The sequence below is a fragment of the Rhodococcus sp. DK176 genome (genome assembly GCF_038447315.2).
GTDB lineage: Bacteria > Actinomycetota > Actinomycetes > Mycobacteriales > Mycobacteriaceae > Rhodococcus_F > Rhodococcus_F jostii_A.
The window spans coordinates 201078-219569 of sequence record NZ_CP118323.2; the positions used below are offsets into that span (position 1 = coordinate 201078).

General features: G+C 66.2%; 19 protein-coding genes and 3 pseudogenes. 15 read left to right on the top strand and 7 right to left on the bottom strand.

The genetic code is table 11. The features are described 5' to 3' along the window. Position 1 precedes the first annotated feature (1 nt). Positions 2 to 1222, top strand: coding sequence for a globin domain-containing protein (locus PSR88_RS39570; protein ID WP_016881391.1), 1221 nt, complete (start codon positions 2 to 4; stop codon positions 1220 to 1222). Between the two features lie 131 nt (positions 1223 to 1353). Beyond that, positions 1354 to 1779, top strand: coding sequence for a hypothetical protein (locus tag PSR88_RS39575; protein ID WP_016881392.1), 426 nt, complete (start codon positions 1354 to 1356; stop codon positions 1777 to 1779). Between the two features lie 764 nt (positions 1780 to 2543). Here the strand turns inward: PSR88_RS39575 and PSR88_RS39580 are convergent. Continuing rightward, a complete protein-coding gene (locus tag PSR88_RS39580) occupies positions 2544 to 2978 on the bottom strand; it encodes a pyridoxamine 5'-phosphate oxidase family protein (RefSeq protein ID WP_016881393.1) in 435 nt (144 codons plus the stop codon). A gap of 177 nt (positions 2979 to 3155) precedes the next feature. On the opposite strand from PSR88_RS39580, the pseudogene ctaD reads away from it, so the two are divergent. The 6 genes and pseudogenes from ctaD to PSR88_RS39610 all read left to right on the top strand — a co-directional run bounded on the left by ctaD (position 3156) and on the right by PSR88_RS39610 (position 10053). Next, positions 3156 to 4978 (top strand): annotated as a pseudogene (gene ctaD / locus PSR88_RS39585) (cytochrome c oxidase subunit I). Positions 4979 to 5497: 519 nt separating this feature from the next. Next, positions 5498 to 6007 carry a pyridoxamine 5'-phosphate oxidase family protein gene (locus tag PSR88_RS39590; protein WP_016881394.1) on the top strand — a complete coding sequence of 170 codons (510 nt, stop codon included), beginning with the start codon at positions 5498 to 5500 and terminating at the stop codon, positions 6005 to 6007. A gap of 325 nt (positions 6008 to 6332) precedes the next feature. Further along, entirely contained in the window at positions 6333 to 7607 is a 1275-nt protein-coding gene (locus PSR88_RS39595; protein WP_237723971.1) for a wax ester/triacylglycerol synthase domain-containing protein, read from the top strand. Positions 7608 to 7710: 103 nt separating this feature from the next. Beyond that, positions 7711 to 9207, top strand: coding sequence for a DUF4389 domain-containing protein (locus tag PSR88_RS39600; protein ID WP_016881396.1), 1497 nt, complete (start codon positions 7711 to 7713; stop codon positions 9205 to 9207). After that, positions 9204 to 9746 carry a flavodoxin domain-containing protein gene (locus PSR88_RS39605; RefSeq protein WP_016881397.1) on the top strand — a complete coding sequence of 181 codons (543 nt, stop codon included), beginning with the start codon at positions 9204 to 9206 and terminating at the stop codon, positions 9744 to 9746. The genes PSR88_RS39600 and PSR88_RS39605 overlap by 4 nt, the downstream gene beginning before the upstream one ends. 73 nt (positions 9747 to 9819) lie before the next feature. Continuing rightward, on the top strand, positions 9820 to 10053 hold the full coding sequence (locus tag PSR88_RS39610) for a PLDc N-terminal domain-containing protein (RefSeq protein WP_016881398.1): 234 nt from the start codon (positions 9820 to 9822) through the stop codon (positions 10051 to 10053). Positions 10054 to 10077: 24 nt separating this feature from the next. Here the strand turns inward: PSR88_RS39610 and PSR88_RS39615 are convergent, their stop codons facing one another. The 3 genes and pseudogenes from PSR88_RS39615 to PSR88_RS39625 form a co-directional block, all read right to left on the bottom strand. Next, positions 10078 to 11085 carry a potassium channel family protein gene (locus tag PSR88_RS39615; RefSeq protein ID WP_037196474.1) on the bottom strand — a complete coding sequence of 336 codons (1008 nt, stop codon included), beginning with the start codon at positions 11083 to 11085 and terminating at the stop codon, positions 10078 to 10080. Between the two features lie 38 nt (positions 11086 to 11123). Continuing rightward, on the bottom strand, positions 11124 to 11543 hold the full coding sequence (locus PSR88_RS39620; RefSeq protein WP_016881400.1) for a universal stress protein: 420 nt from the start codon (positions 11541 to 11543) through the stop codon (positions 11124 to 11126). After that, a pseudogene (locus tag PSR88_RS39625) lies at positions 11540 to 11944 on the bottom strand (universal stress protein); the annotation flags it as partial. The pseudogene PSR88_RS39625 and the gene PSR88_RS39620, both read right to left, overlap by 4 nt. Here PSR88_RS39625 and PSR88_RS39630 point away from each other — a divergent pair. Continuing rightward, the gene (locus tag PSR88_RS39630) at positions 11858 to 12043 is read left to right on the top strand and encodes a hypothetical protein (RefSeq protein ID WP_237723977.1); all 186 of its coding nucleotides are present in this window, start codon (positions 11858 to 11860) and stop codon (positions 12041 to 12043) included. The pseudogene PSR88_RS39625 and the gene PSR88_RS39630 overlap by 87 nt on opposite strands. On the opposite strand, the gene PSR88_RS39635 is transcribed toward PSR88_RS39630, so the two are convergent. Next, positions 12026 to 12925: an SPFH domain-containing protein gene (locus PSR88_RS39635; RefSeq protein ID WP_016881403.1), complete on the bottom strand. Its 900-nt coding sequence runs from the start codon at positions 12923 to 12925 to the stop codon at positions 12026 to 12028. The two genes, PSR88_RS39630 and PSR88_RS39635, sit on opposite strands and share 18 nt — an antisense overlap. A 426-nt stretch (positions 12926 to 13351) precedes the next feature. On the opposite strand from PSR88_RS39635, the gene PSR88_RS39640 reads away from it, so the two are divergent. The 5 genes from PSR88_RS39640 (at position 13352) to PSR88_RS39660 (ending at position 16554) form a co-directional block, all read left to right on the top strand. Then, positions 13352 to 13576 (top strand): hypothetical protein, encoded by a 225-nt coding sequence (locus tag PSR88_RS39640; RefSeq protein ID WP_237723972.1) that lies wholly within the window; start codon positions 13352 to 13354, stop codon positions 13574 to 13576. Between the two features lie 157 nt (positions 13577 to 13733). Next, positions 13734 to 15086 (top strand): alpha/beta family hydrolase, encoded by a 1353-nt coding sequence (locus PSR88_RS39645; RefSeq protein WP_016881405.1) that lies wholly within the window; start codon positions 13734 to 13736, stop codon positions 15084 to 15086. Positions 15087 to 15298: 212 nt separating this feature from the next. Further along, positions 15299 to 15763: an Hsp20/alpha crystallin family protein gene (locus tag PSR88_RS39650; protein ID WP_016881406.1), complete on the top strand. Its 465-nt coding sequence runs from the start codon at positions 15299 to 15301 to the stop codon at positions 15761 to 15763. A gap of 130 nt (positions 15764 to 15893) precedes the next feature. Further along, positions 15894 to 16058 (top strand): hypothetical protein, encoded by a 165-nt coding sequence (locus PSR88_RS39655; RefSeq protein WP_016881407.1) that lies wholly within the window; start codon positions 15894 to 15896, stop codon positions 16056 to 16058. 61 nt (positions 16059 to 16119) lie between these two features. Next, positions 16120 to 16554 carry a CBS domain-containing protein gene (locus PSR88_RS39660; protein WP_016881408.1) on the top strand — a complete coding sequence of 145 codons (435 nt, stop codon included), beginning with the start codon at positions 16120 to 16122 and terminating at the stop codon, positions 16552 to 16554. 185 nt (positions 16555 to 16739) lie between these two features. On the opposite strand, the pseudogene PSR88_RS39665 reads toward PSR88_RS39660, so the two are convergent. Continuing rightward, positions 16740 to 17111 (bottom strand): annotated as a pseudogene (locus PSR88_RS39665) (PAS domain S-box protein); the annotation flags it as partial. 243 nt (positions 17112 to 17354) lie between these two features. Next, the gene (locus tag PSR88_RS39670; RefSeq protein WP_157180107.1) at positions 17355 to 17573 is read right to left on the bottom strand and encodes a hypothetical protein; all 219 of its coding nucleotides are present in this window, start codon (positions 17571 to 17573) and stop codon (positions 17355 to 17357) included. Between the two features lie 603 nt (positions 17574 to 18176). Between PSR88_RS39670 and PSR88_RS39675 the strand changes: the two genes are divergently transcribed. After that, positions 18177 to 18491 carry a DUF1918 domain-containing protein gene (locus tag PSR88_RS39675; protein WP_016881411.1) on the top strand — a complete coding sequence of 105 codons (315 nt, stop codon included), beginning with the start codon at positions 18177 to 18179 and terminating at the stop codon, positions 18489 to 18491. The last annotated feature ends 1 nt before the right edge of the window (position 18492 follow it).

Below are 18492 nucleotides of genomic sequence, written 5' to 3' on the forward strand. Positions count from 1 at the left end.
CATGCTCTCGCCCGCCTCGACCGAAATGATCCGCGCCACCCTGCCCGCGGTCGGTGCTGCCATCGAAGACATCACGACGCTGTTCTACCGCAAGATGTTCGCTGCGCACCCCGAACTCGAACGTGACCTGTTCAACCGCGGAAACCAGAAGCAGGGCGGCCAGCAGAAGGCACTCGCCGGCGCCATCGCCGCGTTTGCTGCTCTTCAATTGGAGCCCGATCAGGCCCGTGTCGATCTCATCCTGTCGAGGATCGCGAACAAGCACGCCTCGCTGGGAATCGAGCCCGCTCAGTACGCGATCGTGCACACGTACCTGTTCGCGGCCATCGTCGAGGTGCTCGGTGACGCCGTCACCGCCGAGGTCGCTGCCGCCTGGGACGAGGTGTATTGGCTGATGGCCGAGACGCTGATCTCGATGGAAGCCGGTCTCTATCAGGCTGCGGGTGTCGCGGTGGGCGATGTGTGGCGCCAGGTGCGCGTGCGCGACCGGCGCCACGAGTCGGCCGACGCGGTCTCCTTCGTGCTCACCTCGGCGGACGGCGCGGCGCTGCCTTCCTTCGCTCCGGGGCAGTATCTGTCGGTGGGTGTCCATCTCCCGGACGGGGCGCGGCAGATCCGCCAGTACAGCCTCTCCTCTGCACCGTCGAGCGACGACTGGCGCATCACCGTCAAGCGCGTCGACGCCCAGAGCCTGCCGGACGGAGTCATACCGGCTGGGGAGGTGTCGAACTTCCTGTTCCACAACGTGTTCGAAGGTGACCTGCTGAACGTGACCACGCCGTTCGGTGACCTGGTGCTCCAGGACGACGACGCTCCGCTGCTCCTTGTGTCCGCCGGCATCGGCTGCACGCCGATGATGGGGATGCTCAGTCACCTCGCCGACACCGAGGACTCCCGTCCGATCTCGGTGCTGCATGCCGACCGCTCGCCGAGCAACCACGCGCACCGTGCCGAGTTGACCGAACTGGTGGAACGTCTGCCGTTCGCGGTCATGCACCGTTGGTACGAAGACCTCGGCGCCCGCCGCCCCGAAGGCCACCTTCGGGAAGGCCGCGCCGATCTCGGTGAGGTCACCATCGCACCGGGTACCCGGGCCTACCTGTGCGGTCCGCTGCCGTTCATGCTCGGCATGCGTGAGGCGCTACTCGCGAAGCAGGTGCCGGCTGAGAACATCCACTACGAGGTCTTCGGCCCGGACAGCTGGTCGGCCGCCCCGGCGTAAGCCGCGCGCCGCGTACCACCCCCGGCGCCGTCTGAATCGGGGGTGCTACGGAGAACCATCCCTAAATGACCGCGCCAACGCGTTCGTGAGCACCCTCACCGACTCGGCGCGCAGAACGGGAAGGACCCCAGATGACAACCGTGCAGGCCGTCGCGATCGCTGTGACCTTCGTATGGCTGGGAATGGTGTTGGCCATCTCGTTCCTGGAGGCGCCGCTCAAATTCCGCGCACCCGAAGTGACGGTGCGGGTTGGACTAGGAATCGGTCGCCTCGTCTTCCGCGCCCTGAACCGCATCGAGATCGTGTGGGCGGCAATACTGGTCGTCACAGTCATCGTTGGCGGTCCACGGGCCGGGGCGGTAGCTGCCGCGATGACCGCGGTGACGGTGCTCGTCGTGCAAGTAGCCGTTGTCCGTCCCCGGCTGACACGTCGGTCCAACCGGGTCCTGGCCGGCGAAGATGTCCCCCGTTCACGCGCGCATCATGTCTATGTCGGGTTGGAAACAGTGAAGGTCCTCGCGCTCCTAACGACCGGGATCCTTTTCCTTGGCGTGTAGGCGCCTCCCGGCGATCCGCGCAAACGATGGAGCCAGTGCTCGACGGTCGACTGCACTGGTCCGCTGCCAGCGCTCTCGATGGTGGTCGCGGTCTCGGCGGCAGCGAGACAACTGCTGCCCGAAAGTACAGGACAGCGGCGGTTCATCGGGTTCGGGCGATCATGACCGGGCACTGCGAAAGGGTGGCGCCCGGCCCGATTATGGTGCCAAGCGGGGCGGCGAATCCGCCACGTCCCCGGCCGTCGGTGACAACCAATTGCGCGTGCCGTGACTGCTCGACGAGGTGGTGCACCGGTCGATCCCGGACCACGACCGTCGAACGGCCCACCGGGGTGGGTGTCGCACCAGCCTGCCAGGCTCGGAGAGAACGGCCTTTCCCGCGTCGGCGATCGTGGGCCAGCCCAGATCGCGGGCGTCAAGATCCCTCGTGAAGACGGTGGCGGGGTGGAAGTCGCTCCACGGCATGCACCGCCACCAGGGGCCCGGCGCCGCGCTTGCTCGGATAGGCTGCGCCGATTGCCGGACGCCGTAGACATCACCGAACCGCGGTCACGCCGCCGCACTGCTCATCGGTCTCGGACTGGGTATCGAGGGATCGCGCGGCCCGATCTCAAACCAACTTCCCGCCGCCGCATGCAGAGGTACCTGGCGCCGGACCCATTGGCTCATCGCGCTCGCAGCCGCGTACCGTGGCACCGCGGTCGCCACCGCAGGATGATCGTTCGGGGTGGCAGTGCGGAGGAGAGCCGAGGCAGCTCCGGGGTTCAGCGGTCCGGTCCGTCGCTGAAGACGAGGCGGCGGCCGGTGATTTCGGTGGGCGTGATCTCGACGTAATTGAACTTGGGGGTGGCCAGCCATGACCGCAAAGGCAACTCGTCGGCCGCGGCGACCTCGCTGAGCTTCTGAAGCCGCCGCGCGGTGCCGTGGACGATGACGCTCCACCCCGATTTCTCGGCTATCTCGTCGACCTCGAAGGCGACGTCCCGGTGGATGGTGAGTTCGACGAGCTTGGATCCCTCCGCGGTCCTGAAGTACACCTTGCCGTCGTGGACGACGTAGTTGACGGGAAAGATGTCGACTCTCCCGGACACGCTCAAGGCCAGCCGCCCCAATGCGCCCGAGCCGAGCAACTGCCAGCTCTCCTCCGAGGTCAGCTCGGTGATCGGTTGCTCGGCTGCCTCATCCGTGCCATAGCCCATGTCTGATGATGGCACCCGAATGCCGTCATTGTCAGCACGTTGGGCCAGCCCATTCCTCATTGCCCCCGACGGTACGGGCGTTCGGTGTCGATCTGCGCGTCCCGCTGTGCGCGCGGTGCCGCGGGTCTACCCCCTTGTCCGGGAGAGTCGTGTCAGGTGTCGAATCGGGAGTTCGCGATGACGACCACAGGTGTGCGCCCGCTCCACGCGCGGAGGCCCTACCCTGCGCGGTATCGCCGCAAGGGAGCCACCCTCTACCGGCTGCTCACCACGACAGACCCGAAGACCCTCGGCGAGATGTATCTGGTCACCACCTTCGCATTCTTCATGGCCGGTGGTCTGATGGCGATGCTGATCCGCGCCGAGCTGGCCGTACCCGGGTTGCAGTTCCTGTCCAACGAGCAGTACAACCAGCTGTTCACGATGCACGGCACGATCATGTTGCTGCTGTACGCGACGCCCGTGGTATTCGGATTCGCCAACTACATCCTGCCGCTGTAGATCGGTGCCCCGATGTGGCGTTCCCCCGCCTCAACGCCTTCTCGTACTGGGCGTTCCTGTTCGGAGGAACCATCGCGCTGGCCGGGTTCATCACCCCCGGGGGTGCGGCAGACTTCGGGTGGACCGCCTACTCGCCGCTGACCGGCATGGTGCACTCGCCCGGGTTGGGCACGGATCTGTGAATCATGGGCCTGGCGCTCGGTGGTCTCGGCACCATTCTGGGGGCGGTCAACATGATCACCACCGTGATCTGTCTCCGGTGCCCCGGCATGGTCATGTTCCGGATGCCGATCTTCACGTGGAACATCTTCATCACCAGCATCCTGATCCTGCTGATCTTCCCGCTGCTGACCGCCGCCCTGCTCGGGGTGTTCGTCGACCGGCACCTCGGGGCCCACCTGTTCGACCCGGCCACCGGTGGCGTGATCCTCTGGCAGCACCTGTTCTGGTTCTTCGGCCACCCCGAGGTCTACGTCATCGCGCTACCGTTCTTCGGGATCGTGACGGAGATCTTCCCCGTCTTCAGCCGCAAGCCGATCTTCGGCTACAGCGGGCTGGTCTTCGCCACCATCGCGATCGGCGGATTGTCGATGGCGGTCTGGGCGCATCACATGTTCGCTACCGGCGCGGTCCTGTTGCCGTACTTCTCGTTCATGACCTTCCTGATCGCGGTGCCGACCGGGGTGAAATTCTTCAACTGGATCGGCACCATGTGGAAGGGACAATTGACGTTCGAGACTCCGATGCTGTTCGCGATCGGCTTCATCGTGACGTTCCTGTTCGGAGGGTTGACCGGAGTCCTGCTGGCGAGCCCGCCCTTGGACTTCCACGTCCACGACACATACTTTGTGGTTGCGCACTTCCACTACGTGCTGTTCGGCACCATCGTCTTCGCCACCTACGCCGGCATCTACTTCTGGTTCCCGAAGATGACCGGCCGGTTCCTCGACGAGCGACTCGGCAAATGGCACTTCTGGACCACGTTCATCGGCTTCCACGGCACCTTCCTCATCCAGCACTGGCTCGGGAACTCGGGCATGCCCCGCCGCTACGCTGACTACCTACCCACCGACGGATTCACCACCTACAACACCATCTCCACGATCTTCGCGTTCGTCCTCGGCGCCTCCACGATCCCGTTCCGGTGGAATGTGTTCAAGAGCTACCGATACGGGGAGGTCGTCACCGCGGACGACCCCTGGGGATACGGGAACTCCCTGGAGTGGGCCACCACCTGCCCGCCGCCGCGACACAACTTCACCGAGCTGCCCCGCATCCGATCCGAGCGACCGGCATTCGAACTGCACTACCCGCACATGATCGAGCGCATGCGGGCCGAAGCGCACATCACCCCCGGCGGGCACCGGCAGACGGTCACCGCGGTCGAGGACACCGCCGAACGTACCGATCACCCCGATGGGGAGCGTCGCCGGACCGGGACCATCATTAGCTCGCGACCGAACTCCGGCGGTGATCCAGATGGCGACGCCCGCCCGTGATGGTGACGAGCGTGGTGATCCTCCACAGCGGCAGTGGGTTTGGCTGCCGACTTCGCGCTCGGAAGAAACAGCGAATCCTGCGAACAGTGGCTCTGATCAAAGCTTCAGCAGATCGCACACAGTTGCGCCCAGACCGGCTGTGCAACGCTTGCACATCTGGGTAGCCCGGGTGTCCCGTTCGTTGGAACACGACACGACACGGCGCGGCCAGGGCAATGGCCGCACGCGTTGTGTGGTCGGCTGAAGAAATGCTAGGGAGGTTGACGCATCTGGCGGTGGCCATACCGAAAGGCACGTGATTGCTCGCAGGTCGCCGCTTCACGGAATGGCATCGGCGGCGAGACCGTATAATGCAGGTACGCGTAGATTCTCGTTGCGCTTGGCGGAAACTCACCGCCGACGCCAGTGGTCGATGGCGTAGGCACCGCAACCCTGATTGTCAGGCAGTGGATAGGGCGGATACGTCGCGCAAAGCCGAGACAGCGACGATGATTCTCGGTAGGCGGACAGCCACGCTGGATGATGGACGGCACCAGTCTGATGCCACGACAGGAGGCGAAGGCGATGGGAAGCGACACCCCAAGTGTCAAGGAACTCGCTGCCAACGAATGCTGGGCGCTGCTCCGTACCGAGAGCATTGGCCGCCTCGCCGTGTGGGTCGACGACCACCCGGACATCTTCCCCCTCAATTACGCGGTCGATCATGGAACCATCGTGTTCAGGTCCGGGAGGGGCACCAAGGTGTCCGCTGCGCTGTCCGAGGCCCCGGTTGCACTGGAAGTCGACGGCTACGAGGCCCAGTCACGCGAAGCGTGGAGCGTGGTAATCAAGGGGCGTGCCGAGGGGATCCGTGAGATCGATGAGTTGATGGACACCGTGGATCTGCCGCTCTTTCCGTGGCAGGCAGGGAAGAAGAATCTCTTCATCAGGCTCGTCCCCACCCTGGTGACCGGCCGCCGGTTTCCGGTTGTCGACCCGACCGCTTGGCGCACTCCTTTCTCGAACGTGCGACATTCGCCTTCGGAGTAGAACTGCAACATCTCCCCCTGACATTGACCGATTAACCTGTTGGTGGGCAACGCATCCGCGAACAGGGCGCCGCCGGGCGAATGAGGCTGGCGGCGCGCCGCTCATGCTGAATTTCCACCATCCGGCAGGTCCCGGCGAGCCTGGTCGAGCCTGGCGGGTGACTTGCTTCGCGGGGGTGGGACGGCAGGCGGGTCCGGAGTCGTTTCCGGGAGGTCCGGCACGGGTTGGGTGAGAAACATGGAGCGGTTGACCGCGCAGGACATGATGACCTTGTGGCCGGACGAGGCCGGATGGCCGCAGGACATCGGTCTGGTGGCCCTGCTCGATGCCGGTGGTCTCGTCGACCCGGGCGGCCGGTTCCTGCTCGAGGGCGTCCACGGCGCTCGAGGCGCGGTTGCCGTTGGTGCCGCGCCTGCGACAAGTGGTGTACGTGCCTCGGTGGGGTCTGGGTCGCCCACTGCGGGTAGATGCTGCCGCCTTCGATCTTCGCGACCACGTGGGTGCGCTCCCGCCGACCGATTGGGTTGACGAGGCGCAACTTCTCGAGGTGGTCGAGGAGTTGCGTCGCCGTCCGCTCGACCGTTCCCGGCCAATGTGGGAGATGTGGTTCCTACCCGGCCTGTCGGCCGGCAGGCTCGCGGTCTATCTCCGAGTCCACCACGTGCTCGCCGACGGCCCGGCCGGGGTCGCGATGCTCGCTGCATTGTTTGATTCCGCTCCCGACCGTCCGGTGCCTCGGGTCGTACCGTGGAAGCCGGCGCCGGTGCCTACGGCACGCGAGCTGATCATCGACCACCTCCGGCAGCGCCGGGTCGCGGCGATTCGTGTGTGTGCATCGTGCGCGCATCCGGCGACAATCGTGCGCCGTGCCCGCGCGGCATGGGCATCGATGCGGGATGTGGCCGCCGGAGGACGGGCGCCGCGCAGCACTCTGAACCGGCCGATCGGTGCTGCACGTGAGTTCGCCGTGTTACACACCGAACTCGAAACAATGCGGAGGATCTCCGACCGGTACGGCGTCACAGTCAACGATGTGCTGCTCGCCGCCTTCGCCGGTGGCCTGCGTGAGCTACTGCGCAGCCGAGGGGAGCCGATCGGCAACCTCGAGTTGCGTGCGGTCGTGCCCGTGTCGCTGCATCAGGAACAGCCGGGGCCGGTGCGCGAGAATCTGCTCGGCCAGATGATCGTGCGGCTCCCGCTCGGGGGAGACGATCCCGTCCGCAGGCTTGCGTCGATTTCCGCCGACACCCGCATCCGCAAGCGGGGTGTTCGCCCGCGCCACGGAGCGGTGATCAGCGGCCGGATCGTCCGGTGGTGTGCGCTGACGATGCTGGCTCGGCAACGGATGATGAACACGTATGTCGCCGATGTGCCCGGCCCGCCCGTCCGGCTCCACCTCTGCGGGGCGGCCGTGCGCGAGGTCATCCCGGTGGTGGCGCTGATGGGAAATATCGGGGTGGGCGTCGGCGCGTTCTCGTATGCGGGGCAGTTCACGATAGCGGTCGTCGGTGACCGTGCCGTATGTCCCGAGGTCGACGTGGTTGCCCGGGGAATGGCGGAGACGCTGCGGTCGCTCGAGGCGTCACTGCACCGGGACTGATCAGCACAGACGTGCTCGAGGTAGTGACCAACGACCCTGACGCGCACCCGAAGCCAGGACTCACACTGAGTCTTCGGGGACACCGGATCGGGAGGAAGTGCCTGTGCGAACCGGCAGAGTAGCTGTTCTCGTCTTGGGCTGCCTGAGCGCCCTGGCCGGGTTTGCACTGCTCACCGCCGCGGTGTTTCTCGGGTGGGCCTACTTCATGCAACGCGACGGTGGGCATTTCACCTCCCCGAGCGAGCGTTACGAGACGAGTGCGAGCGCGCTCGTGTCGGAGAAGATCGACCTCTTCGCCGGTGCGGACCTGCCCGAAGGATTCAGTACCGATGACCTCGGCCGGGTACTGCTGCGCGCCACCGGGACCGATCCCGACCAAGAGATCTTCATCGGGATCGGTCCTCGTGACGAGGTCGACAAGTACTTCACCGACGTTGCTCGCACCGAGGTGACGGACGTGCAGTTCGATCCGTTCCGTCCGACCTATCGGCAGTTTCCCGGAACCCGACCCGCGGAAGCACCAGGGGCACATTCGTTTTGGTCGGTGTCCTCATCGGGGCCCGGCACGCAGGAAGTGCGCTGGGGGCTGCAGCAGGGGTCCTGGACGGCTGTCGTCATGAATGCCGACGCGGCCCCAGGGGTGTCCGTCGACATTCAGGCCGGAGCACGCCTCACTTTCCTCGGACCACTCGCTCTGAGCGTCCTGATCGGCGCAGTCGTCCTCTTGATCATCGGAATCCTGTTGATCGTGGCCGGGGCAATCGGGCTGGGCCGGCACGGCCCGCCACAACCGCATCCCGTCGCACAGGACGCAGCCGACGGCACGATCGCCGGAGACGCCACCCACCCACAGATTACGTGGACCGTCTATCCCGCTCGCCTCGTGGGTGAACTCGACGCCCCGCTGTCGCGATGGCTGTGGCTGGTGAAATGGCTCCTGGCGATCCCGCACTACTTCGTGCTCTTCTTCCTCGGAATCGCGTTCGTCGTCACCACCCTGGTGTCCGGATTCGCGATCCTGTTCACCGCGCGGTACCCGCGAGCCCTCTTCGACTTCGACGTCGGCGTTCTCCGGTGGGTGTGGCGCGTGCAGTTCTACACCTACTCGGCCCTGGCCACCGACCGCTACCCACCGTTCACCCTGAAACGTACCGACTATCCGGCGGACTTCGACGTCGATTACCCCGTGCGGCTGTCCCGCGGACTGGTCCTCGTGAAGTGGTGGCTGTTGGCGCTCCCGCACTACCTGATCCTGGCGCTACTCGCGGGAGGGTGGTTCGGGAGCTGGCGTGCCGGAGTGACCGTCATCGACGGTGCGCACTACGGGCAGCCGTGGCTCCTCGGTTCTCTGCTCGGTCTCGCGGTGACGTTCTCGGCGATTGCGCTTCTCTTCACCGGACGGTACCCACACGGTCTGTTCGACTTCGTGATGGGAATCAACCGCTGGGCGTTCCGCGTCGCGGCGTACGCGACCCTGATGCGGGACGAGTACCCACCGTACCGCCTCGATCAGGGACCATTCGAGCCAGATGAGCCCAGGCCGCACCCGGGCGGAGACGATTCCGGTGCCGACACCTCTCCGGAAAGGCCCCGCACATGACGGTACTGGTGGCGTACGCGACCGCGAAGGGCTCGACCCGCGGGATAGCGGAGCGACTCGGGTCGTGTATCGAAGGTTTCGGCCAGTCGGTCGATGTCCGGCCGGCCGCGGACGTGTCACACGTGCACTCCTACGACGTGATCGTTCTCGGGAGCGCGATCCACGACGGGCAGTGGCTCGTCGAGGCCTCCGACGCGGTCGAGCGCCTACGGTCCCACTTCGAGGGAAGGCGAGTGTGGGCGTTCTCGGTGTCGTCGGTGGGCGTCACCAGCACCACCCTGTCGAAACGGCTGGCGCGCTTACTGCGTCGCATCACACCGGAGCCTCGAGCAGTGCAGATGCTGCGGGATGCGGCCGAGGTGCGCGACCACCGATTCTTCGCCGGGGCGATCGCCCCGGGCGACTGGCCGGGATTCGGACGAGTCGTCTTCACGCTCATGGGTGGGCACTACGGCGACGCCCGGGACTGGTCGGACGTGTGCGCGTGGGCAGGCACCATCGCCGCCGAATCGACCCGGGACACGAAAAGACGGACCTAGATCCAGTGGTCGGCGCCGAGGAGGCACTACTCTCGCGGTGCCGGGCCGGTGAGGTGAGATCGGAAGAGCATCGATGAGTCCATGGAAGAGGCGGGTGACGTGGTCGAGTCTGACAACACTGCAGCGCGCCGCGCTGGTCGTGGCGGCAGCGGTGCAACTGGGGCTGGCCGTGGCCGCCTGGGCGGATCTCGCAAAGCGTGATCCACGTGAGATCACAGGGAGCAAAACGACATGGGCCGCCGTGATCGCCGTGAACTTCATCGGACCGATCGCATATTTCCGGTGGGCTCGCCGCACCCCGGAATAGGCACGGCGACGGCGCGAGAATCGTTCAGGGCGAGTCGACTCCCTCACTCTGCTTGACCTCGCGGCGAAGCGCATCGAGCTGCGGCGCAGTTCCCAGCGCAATGAGAATGGTGCCCGGGTTCAGACGTCGCTCCGGCGGAGGATTGGCGACGAACTGCCCCGTCGGTGACCGCAACGCCATCAACAGCGAGCCGGTAGACGCCGCGAGGGCCGCTTCCGCCAGCGTCCGCCCCGCCAGCGGCGAACCAGCCGACACCTCGACCTCTTCGATCCGGTAGTCCAGTGCCTCGTCGTGCATCACGACGTCCAAGAACTCCGCGACATGCGGCTGGAGCGCGAAGGCACCCATCCGGCGCCCCCCGATCAGCTGTGGGTTGACGACGCGGTTCGCTCCCGCCCGAATCAGCTTGGACGTCGACCCGTCGTTGCGGGCGCGGGCAATGATGACCAGATCCGGCCGCAATGCACGGCTCGAGAGGGTGACGTAGACATTGTCCGCGTCGGTGTCGAGCGCCGTGATCAGAGCGTGGGCACGGCCGATTCCCGCCGCTTCGAGAACCAGGTCGTCGGTGACATCCCCGACCACTGCCGGGACGTCGAGGCCGGCGAGGCGCTCCGGATCCCGATCGACGACGACGACCGGCATCCCGAGGGAGGTCAGGTGCTGCACACCGGCGCGTCCGACCCGGCCGAAACCACAGATGATCACGTGCCCGGTCATCCGGCTGATGTGTCTGTCCATTCGCCGACGCTCCATGTGCTGACGTAGATGGCCTTCGATGAGTGCCTCGAGGATGACCCCGAAGGTATACAGCGCCGTACCGGCACCCGCCAGTATGAGCAGGATCGTGAACCACTGACCGACCGCATCGAGTGGGTGAACTTCACGAAACCCGACCGTGCTGATCGTCGTCACGGTTTGGTACAGCGCATCCAGAAAGCCGAAGCCCAGGACGACATACCCGAGCGTCCCTGCAACGACAACGAACCCGAAGGCCCCCAGTGCGCGGCCGATCCTCAGGAGGGGACTCATCACGGTCCTCCCCGCCGGTCCGCCGTGGGGTGCCACGGTCACTCGCCTGCGTACCGAAGGCGGCGGTGCGGACCGACAAAGATGACGGGACACCTCGCGTGCAGGAGGACGCCCGCGGCCGTCCGGCCCAAATTTCCGCGCGGCGAACCTGGGGCGCCGCGCCCGACGATCACCAACTCCGCCGACGACGAGTAGCGGACCAACACTTCATCTGCCGGTGCCTCGGTGGTGATCGATTCCACCACGACCTCGGGGAAGCGTGCTCTTTCCGGCTCCAACCATGCCTCGAGAAGATCGCGCGCCTCTTCCGAACTCGCGGCGGGCTCCGTCTCCGGGGGTGACGAATGCGGTCCGACCGCGATGGAATGCACAGCACGCAGCGAGGTCCCGCGCCGGTGTGCGTGCCGAAATGCGTAGCGGAGGACCTCCGGTTCGTGGCCTGATCGAACACCTGTCACGACCGGCCCTCCGTCCGGCGAAACCCGGGCCGGACCACCGCAACTGGACGGGCTGAGCGTGCGATCAGCGCCGCGGTCGTCACGAGCGATGAGTCGGCGGAAGACGAGCCGTTCCTGGCGCCGAGCACCAGCAGGTCGGCCGCATCTGCGGCCTCGAGGAGTGTGGTGAAGGACGTACCCGCCCGCATCTCCACTCTGATTTCGGTGGTCCCGGGTCGAGTGGGTGCCGAGGCGGCAATGCGGCGGGCGACGTCTGCGGCCTCGGCAAGGTGCATGCGCGCGTCCTGTGCCCGCCGGCGTTCGTGCTCCCCGTGGTGCGGCTCGTCTTGTCGCTCGCCTTCGGAGGGATCGTGTACGTGAAGCAGTCGCAGTGGAACACGATGAAGGGCGGCGACTTCCGTTGCCCACGCGGCGGCGTTCAGCGCACCGCGGGAACCGTCGATTCCGACGACGATGTGACGATGACCGGAGGCGACGCTGCACTAGTCCGTTCTCCGTGATCGGGTTGGAGCGAACTCATGCCGGCATGGGCGAGGGGGTGTGGGCGTCGTCCTTCCGCGGGATTCAGGGTTCGGTGCCGGCGGCCGCGCCGAGGCTGCGGCTGCGCTTTCGCGGGCGGGAAAAGACCCGAGCTCACCGAGAGCACTCGTCAACGGGGCGGGGAAGACGACTGTGGTGTTCTTCTCGATGCCCAGCTCGGCGAGTGCCTGCACGTTGCGTTGCTGCAGTGCGGGTGGGTGGGCGATCATTGTGACGGAGGCATTGCCCAGCGCGGCGGCAGCCTCCGCTTCCCCCTCTGCCGCAATGACCTTGGCTCGCTTCTCCCGCTCCGCCCCTGCCCCTGCCTCTGCGTCTGTCTCCCGGGCAATCGCCCGCATCATGCTGTCGGGACGCTGAATATCTTTGAGTTCCACCAGGGAGGCCTCGACACCCCACTCGAGGGTGGTCGTGTCGAGTATCCGCCGAATGCTCCCATTGATGGCAGCGGGGTGGGAGAGGGCCACCTCGAGAGAATGCTGTCCGACGACGTTGCGGAGGATGGTGTGGGCCAACTGATTGATGGCGCTGCCGACATTCTCGATCACGCCCACCGATTTTCTCGCGTCGACGATGCGGAAATAGGCGACCGCTGCAATATCGACGCTGAGGTTGTCGCGGGTGATGATTCCTCGAGACTGGACCGGCATCGTCACGATCCGCATGGACACCGTGGTGAGTCGATCGACGATCGGGACTATCAGCGTCAAACCGGGCTCGCGCACCCCGATGATCTTGCCGAGGCGGAAATGAACACCGCGCTCGTACGGGTTCACAACACGTATCGAGAGGGCAGCGAGAAGTCCGAGCGAGACAACCACGGCGAGAATGATCGCGGCAGACATGACGGCTCCGACGTCGAGGAAGTGGTACGTCTATATCGAAGGCGACTGGCAGGCATGACAGTAGGGTCGACAGTCACTAGTTGAGGCTTTCACCGAAGTTGATTCGTTCTGGGCCGAGGCCGGCCGCGGTCCGGTGCCCCGCTGCTACGCCGTGCCTTCTCGTCCGCAGGGCGCCGCTGGTCCCGCTGCTGTTGCTGCGGCGGCGGCGTCGGCTCGCAGCGCACGCAGAGCGGGTGCTCGCCCTGCTCGGCCGGCACTATGGGAACGGCACACTGTCGGTCGAGGGGTCCAGCGGTCCCGACGTCGCCGCCCCGGCCGGTGAGCGGATCCCCGACGAGGAGATGACCGTCGACGGCGCACAGCAACGTCTGCACGACCCGAGCGCGTCGCCGGCGGTAGCTCGTGCATCGGGACATGCATTGGGGAGTGCCGCTTACTCCCGACGGGCGGCTACGGGTCCACCGGATTCGCAGCGGGCCGGCAACCGGGATCGTGATCGTCCGCCCGGACGGGTATGTCGGGTTTCGGAGCGGCTCCGGCACGCCGGGGGCCGCCCAGTGGCTCGCACTGGTCGGGGGCGTCACCGCCGCGCTCGCCGTGACGGACATTTCCGGCCCGCACCCGCTCGGATGCAAGACAGGAACGGACTGACGGACAGCAGTTTTCACTTGGGCGGTGTGCCGCCCGAGTGCGCCGGAACCATCGGGGCAAATGTCCCGAGTTGGCGACCAATGGCCCTGGAATGCCCGCGCCGGACCGACGTAGGTTCGGAACAGGCCGGAGATTGTTCCGGCCCGAGGAGGTTCTGATGGGATTCGTCGATCGCGCTGATGCCGGAAGACGGCTGGCCAGACGCCTGCACGCGTTCCGAGGACGGGACGTCGTGGTGCTGGGGCTACCCAGAGGCGGAGTGCCGGTCGCATTCGAAGTCGCCAAGGCGCTCCACGCCCCTCTCGACGTGATCACGGTCCGCAAGCTCGGTGTGCCGTACCAACCCGAACTGGCCTTCGGCGCCATCGGCGAAGGCGGCATACGGGTGATCAATCCCGATGTCGTCTCGCGGGTCGGACTGACTGTCACCGACATCGCCGCCGTCGAACGCGCCCAATTGGCGGAGCTTGACCACCGCGTGCAACGAGTGCGAGGCACGTTCGACCGGATTCCGCTCAGGGGACGGATCGCGTTGATCGTCGACGACGGTGTGGCGACCGGCGCGACCGCCCGGGCCGCGTGCCAGGTCGCCCGCGCGCAGGGCGCCGCGCGGGTGGTGGTCGCGGTCCCGATCGGGTCACCACGCGAAATCGACGACCTCGCCGGGGACGCCGATGAGGTCGTGTGCATGCACACCCCGAGAGGACTCTCTGCGGTAGGTCAGGGCTACTACGTCTTTTCCCAGACCACTGACGAAGAGGTGGCCGCACTATTGCATCGTGCACGCAGGGGCTTTCGCGAACCCGCCGCAACGGCACCGCACATCGGCGACGATTCACCGATCCGTGACGATGACGTGGAGGTCACGGCGGGCCGGGTCCGTTGCCTGGGGCATCTCACCATCCCGCAGAACCCCATCGGGATAGTCGTGTTCGCCCATGGCAGCGGCAGCAGCCGACACAGTCCGCGCAACCGCTACGTCGCCGAGATCCTGCACCGGGCCGGACTTGCGACCCTGCTGTTCGACCTCCTGACCGCCGCCGAAGACGGCGACCGTGCCCTGGTATTCGACATCGACCTCCTTGCGGAACGGCTCGTCGTGGCCACCCTGTGGCTGAAGACGCACCCCGAGACCGCCGATCTGCCGGTCGGATATTTCGGGGCCAGCACCGGCGCCGCGGCAGCGCTGTGTGCCGCCACCGACTCCCGCGTCGATATCGGGGCGATCGTCTCCCGTGGGGGCCGCCCTGATCTCGCTGGTGCGAATCTGACCGAAATCCGCACCCCCACCCTGTTGATCGTCGGTTCCCGCGACGATGTCGTCCTCGAGTTCAACCGCCGCGCGCAGGCCGCGATCCCCGCCGAGAGCCGGATCGAGATCGTCCCCGGCGCCACGCACCTGTTCGAGGAACCCGGCACCCTCGAACAGGCTGCAGTGCTGGCCCGCGAGTGGTTCACCACCTATCTCCCGTCAACGCTGAAACCCCGGCGCCGCAGCACGCAACAATAGGACCCGAATCCGCGCGGACTGGCGTCGATTCGATTCTGCGCATTCCGTTTTCGGGTGGACCGTTCATGACGGCGTGATCCGGGGTTCGCGGTATGACAGGTGCTGCCGGTGACGGGAGTCCTCGAACTGGGGACTGTTGGCCCTACTGCCCTTACCTGATGAGGAGTGGACTCGGAGAGGTAGGTAATCACCTCTCATTTCTGGAGTCAGCTATGAGTATTCTGTCGCCCCGCCGCCCGTCCCAGGCATTGCTCCCGGCGTGGCCGTCACTTCCGGACTGGTCCGATCTGATGGCCAGGTTCGAGGCGATGCCCCCGTGGACCTCCCTCGAAGGCCACATGATCCGCGTCGAGGAACACCTCGACAAAGGCCGCTACACCCTGCGCGCCGAACTCCCCGGGATCGACCCGGAAAAAGACGTCGACATCAGCATCCGCGACGGACAGCTGACGATCAAGGCCGAGCGCACCGAACAACAGAAGGAAGGCACCCGCTCGGAGTTCCACTACGGCAGCTTCTACCGGTCCATGCCGCTGCCGGCCGGTGCGAAGGAAGACGACATCGACGCCACCTACACCGACGGCATCCTGACTGTGACGATGCCGGTCACCGAATCCCCGACACCGGAGAAGCACGTCGAAATCAAGACCACCCCCAGCGGCGGCAAAACCGACTGACCGGCGCAGATGTGCCCGGGTTCGAACGTGATGAGGATCAGCGCCCCGGCGACAGACCGGGACGCTGCGGCCCACCGCGGAACACCGGGCACCCCCGCCCACGCGAGACTCCCTCCCGATCGAGGACAGCATGCCCAAGACGATCATCCCGGTCATCGCCGCCGTGTGGCTCGCACTGGCGGCGATCGGCGCCTGGAGCACCATCGCCTTCGCACTCGCCGTGCTGGCCGCCCTCGTGCTGGGCACCTACCTGCTGGCGTCTGCGGTAACCGGACCCGGAACCGGGCACCGTTGACCGCGTCAGACGCCACCACCGGAATCCCATAACCGAACAACTGCTTTGGAGATCACCAATCATGACCACAGCAAGTGACATCATGCACACCGGGGCAACCTGCATCGGCGAACACGACACCCTCACCACCGCCGCACAACGCATGCGGGAGTTGGATGTCGGGGCCCTGCCGATCTGTGGGGACGACGACCGCCTCCACGGCATCATCACCGACCGCGACATCGTCCTCAAATGCGTGGCCGCCGGGCAGGACCCGACCACGATGACGGCCGGAGATCTCGCGCAGGGCAGCCCCTACCACGTCGATGCCGGAGCGAGCGTCGAAGAGGTCATCACCGTGATGGAGGAGCACCAGATTCGCCGCCTGCCCGTTCTCGACGATCATCGTCTGGTCGGCATGATCAGCGAAGCCGACATCGCCCGCCATCTTCCCGAACACTCCGTCGGTTCGTTCGTCGAAGCGATCTGCGCCCCGAAAGTCCTTCCCAGCCACTGACCCCCATGGTGTGGAGGGGCCCGGCAATCCACCGGGCCATCGTCGCCGACCCCGCCTACCGAAGAGCCGCCGGCGGCGCCGGCCGTGACGTTCTCGGGCAATGGAAGGTCTGGAACCGCCTCCGGATGGCCAATTGGGCTGACCCGGAGGCGACGTCGTGGCGCGGCGCGAACATCAATCGAATTCGGGGCCCGGCCACCGTCCCACAGTTGTTCGGTGACGTCCTCGAAGCACACGAGCGTGATCGGATCGTCGTGCCGGAGCAGTATCGACCTGCTCACCAGGGCACGAACGACGAAACCGTCCTGGTGCCCGAGTTCGATCACCTTCCCGGCGAAATCGTGCAGTCGGGCCACCGCCTCGGCACCGTTCGGCGACGACCGCGGGTCGACGAACGCCGCCACACAACTACCCCGAAGGTCGCCCTCGACGTAACCCAGCATCCGCTCCAGCGCCGGATTCGCATGCAAGATCACACCATGGCTGTCGGCGGCGAGGGTGGGCACTGGTAGCCGCTGCAATAACACGAGGGCGGGAAGCTGCTCGAGATAGCCCACCGCGGTTTCCGGATCAGGGCGTCGCCTGTCGTTCCACGGCGCCGAGCGTCGTGGTGTGCCGGAGACACGTTTCCGCCCGGAACTGGCAGCGAGCATGGCATCGATGCGGCTCTTAATTTCCTCGGTACTGAGCGATCGGAGCGGGGGCAGAAGTTGGTCGGGCCGGTGCATCTGCTGGTTGCTCATCGCGGTCCTCCAATCGGGGCGGGTTCACGGCACGGCCCGCCTGTGGGTGAAGCGGGGTCACATCAGCACTGCGGCCAGCGAGACGCAGCCCAGCATGAGCACAGCGGCGATGGCCGCCACCGCGGTCGATCCGGTCCCCACCCCTGCCGCAACCCCCGCGCCCGCCGCAGCGCACACCGTGATGGCGACCGTCACTCCCGATGCCGGTGTCGGTCGCCCGGCGGTCGTGTCGGCCGTCGGGCGGCGCCGCAAGTGCGGTAGTCGGATACTGCTCATCGTCGGGACGGCATCTTTCAGATCGACGCGTGGACGGGCGGGCCACCGGCCCTCATGACCATCGGGAACACGGTGCTCCGCTACCCACCCAAGAATTCCGCGCGGAGGTCGCTACTGCACAGGGCACAAAGTCACCCATTCGGGTCAGCCGATCATCGCCCCGATCGTCGTTCGCGGCTACCCCGGCGAAATGGTGACCGCCGGCCCCGTCGGGGCCCGGGAAGCCATTCCTCCCTGACGCCCTTGAGGTAGGCAGGACGCGGATGACCGCCCGACGATCACCACAGCTCCGCGCTCCTCGATTGGGCCCTCGCTCGGAGATCCCGCACACGGTCCCGCAGACCCAATCCGAAGAACGAGCATGCGGCGTGAAACCGCACACCCGTGTGTCAACCAGGCTGGGGGCTTCCCGTCCGGTCGCTGTGGTGAGTCTTCGTACTGATGACCCTCGGCCCTATCGTCTTCCCCCGATGACGGGTGGACTGAGAAGGGTCAGCAACCACAACCTCACTCGCCTCGAAACCGACTTTCACAGCCATCGCACGGACCAGCATCAATGAACCGCGACACACGCGCACCTCGCCCGTGTCAGGTTGGCAACGGATGGAGATCGACATGCACGCAGAACCAGGGGACTGGCTGGTGGTGAAAGGCACGGTCGTCGACAGCCCGGACGAGGTCGGGCACATCGTCGAGGTTCGCCGCACCGACGGCGAACCGCCGTACCTTGTCAGATGGATGCGGGACGGGCACGAGGCGCTCGTGTTCCCCGGCCCAGACGCGCACGTGGTGACAGCCGCCGAGAAGGACGAGCAAGACAGTCACGAACGGCGACGCATTTCCGCGCTACAAGACGCTATTGCCCGAAAACCGCACCTCCAACAGCGCACTCTCCGAACCGGCCGCAAGGGTGCCTGAG

Coding starts and splice junctions, on each gene's coding strand:
- PSR88_RS39570 (WP_016881391.1), top strand. CDS start 2: ATGCTCTCGCCCGCCTCGACCGAAATGATCCGCGCCACCCTGCCCGCG.
- PSR88_RS39575 (WP_016881392.1), top strand. CDS start 1,354: ATGACAACCGTGCAGGCCGTCGCGATCGCTGTGACCTTCGTATGGCTG.
- PSR88_RS39580 (WP_016881393.1), bottom strand. CDS start 2,978: ATGGGCTATGGCACGGATGAGGCAGCCGAGCAACCGATCACCGAGCTG.
- PSR88_RS39590 (WP_016881394.1), top strand. CDS start 5,498: ATGATGGACGGCACCAGTCTGATGCCACGACAGGAGGCGAAGGCGATG.
- PSR88_RS39595 (WP_237723971.1), top strand. CDS start 6,333: ATGCCGGTGGTCTCGTCGACCCGGGCGGCCGGTTCCTGCTCGAGGGCG.
- PSR88_RS39605 (WP_016881397.1), top strand. CDS start 9,204: ATGACGGTACTGGTGGCGTACGCGACCGCGAAGGGCTCGACCCGCGGG.
- PSR88_RS39610 (WP_016881398.1), top strand. CDS start 9,820: ATGAGTCCATGGAAGAGGCGGGTGACGTGGTCGAGTCTGACAACACTG.
- PSR88_RS39615 (WP_037196474.1), bottom strand. CDS start 11,085: ATGAGTCCCCTCCTGAGGATCGGCCGCGCACTGGGGGCCTTCGGGTTC.
- PSR88_RS39635 (WP_016881403.1), bottom strand. CDS start 12,925: ATGTCTGCCGCGATCATTCTCGCCGTGGTTGTCTCGCTCGGACTTCTC.
- PSR88_RS39645 (WP_016881405.1), top strand. CDS start 13,734: ATGGGATTCGTCGATCGCGCTGATGCCGGAAGACGGCTGGCCAGACGC.
- PSR88_RS39650 (WP_016881406.1), top strand. CDS start 15,299: ATGAGTATTCTGTCGCCCCGCCGCCCGTCCCAGGCATTGCTCCCGGCG.
- PSR88_RS39655 (WP_016881407.1), top strand. CDS start 15,894: ATGCCCAAGACGATCATCCCGGTCATCGCCGCCGTGTGGCTCGCACTG.
- PSR88_RS39660 (WP_016881408.1), top strand. CDS start 16,120: ATGACCACAGCAAGTGACATCATGCACACCGGGGCAACCTGCATCGGC.
- PSR88_RS39670 (WP_157180107.1), bottom strand. CDS start 17,573: ATGAGCAGTATCCGACTACCGCACTTGCGGCGCCGCCCGACGGCCGAC.
- PSR88_RS39675 (WP_016881411.1), top strand. CDS start 18,177: ATGGAGATCGACATGCACGCAGAACCAGGGGACTGGCTGGTGGTGAAA.